The organism is Streptococcus oralis (genome assembly GCF_001075875.1).
In the GTDB taxonomy this organism is placed as follows: Bacteria; Bacillota; Bacilli; order Lactobacillales; family Streptococcaceae; genus Streptococcus; species Streptococcus oralis_I.
Genome location: NZ_JUOS01000114.1, coordinates 1 through 372, shown reverse-complemented (window position 1 = coordinate 372; position 372 = coordinate 1). Strand labels below are relative to the sequence as shown.

The 372-nt window shown below is 36.6% G+C and carries 1 pseudogene; it reads right to left on the bottom strand.

Annotated elements, in window-relative coordinates:
- Positions 1–372: pseudogene (locus ADM33_RS11470) on the bottom strand (hypothetical protein); the annotation flags it as partial.

Genomic DNA, 372 nt, shown 5'->3' with positions numbered 1-372 from the left:
GTTTGTTTAGTTGGTTTCTTCACATCATTTACGATTGGTACGTAGATGATTGGTGTGTCTCGTGAAATACGATCTGGATCACTTTCATCATTTGGTTCAATCGTTTTATCAACTATATTGTAACCCCAAGCTTGAGGTTGTTCTTCCTTAATTTTGTATCCAGCTGGAGCATCAGGAATTTTAGTTTCTGCTGCCTCTTTAGGATTCCACGGATTATTTTCATAAGTCTTAGATACTGAACCTGGAATAACATTTCCTGCTTCATCTACTTGGATAATTTTTCCTAATGATTTATATACAACGTGATCTGTTACTTCTGGTTGATCTGGAGTAACTGTCTTAGATCCAGCTTCCTTCTTATCGGCATAGTAA